Below are 1,178 nucleotides of genomic sequence, written 5' to 3' on the forward strand. Positions count from 1 at the left end.
ATGGCAAAGGAAAAGTTTGAGCGTAATAAGCCGCACGTCAACATCGGCACGATTGGCCACGTTGACCACGGCAAGACCACGCTGACCGCAGCAATCACCAAGTATTTCGGTGACTTCAAAGCGTATGACCAGATTGACGGCGCGCCTGAAGAAAAAGCACGTGGCATCACCATCTCGACCGCCCACGTGGAGTACGAGACCGACAACCGCCACTATGCGCATGTCGACTGCCCCGGCCACGCCGACTACGTCAAGAACATGATCACCGGTGCTGCCCAGATGGACGGCGCGATCCTGGTTGTGAACGCAGCTGACGGCCCGATGCCGCAGACCCGCGAGCACATCCTGCTGGGCCGCCAGGTTGGCATCCCGAAGATGGTCGTGTTCATGAACAAAGTTGACCAGGTCGACGACGAAGAGCTGCTGGAACTGGTTGAGATGGAAGTTCGCGAACTGCTGTCCAGCTATGAATACCCCGGCGACGATATTCCGATCATCGCAGGTTCGGCTCTGGCCGCAATGGAAGGCAACAACCCGGAAATCGGCGAAGAGAAGATCAAGGAACTGATGGCGGCTGTTGATGACTACATCGACACCCCTGAGCGTGAAGTTGACAAGCCGTTCCTGATGCCGGTCGAAGACGTGTTCTCGATCTCGGGTCGTGGTACGGTTGTTACGGGGCGCGTTGAGCGTGGCGTGATCAATGTTGGCGACGAGATCGAAATCGTCGGCATCCGTGACACTCAGAAAACCACCTGTACTGGTGTTGAAATGTTCCGCAAGCTGCTGGATCGCGGTGAAGCGGGCGACAACATCGGCGCCCTGCTGCGCGGTATCGACCGTGACGGCGTTGAGCGTGGCCAGGTTCTGTGTAAGCCGGGTTCGGTTACACCGCACACCAAGTTCGAAGCCGAAGCCTACATCCTGACCAAGGAAGAAGGCGGTCGTCACACCCCGTTCTTCGCGAACTACCGTCCGCAGTTCTACTTCCGTACAACTGACGTGACCGGCACCGTGACCCTGGCGGCTGGCACCGAGATGGTTATGCCCGGCGACAACGTCGGCTTCACCGTCGAGCTGATCGCCCCGATCGCGATGGAAGACGGCCTGCGTTTCGCCATCCGCGAAGGCGGCCGCACCGTCGGCGCCGGCGTCGTCTCGAAAATCATCGAGTAATC

Annotated in this window: 1 protein-coding gene; it reads left to right on the forward strand. The window is 58.9% G+C overall.

Annotated elements, in window-relative coordinates:
* On the forward strand, positions 1-1,176 hold a 1,176-nt coding region (gene tuf / locus ACR0AY_RS21145), incomplete at its 5' end, for an elongation factor Tu (RefSeq protein WP_010441214.1).
* Positions 1,177-1,178 lie beyond the last annotated feature (2 nt).

The organism is Ruegeria sp. A5, from assembly GCF_056543005.1.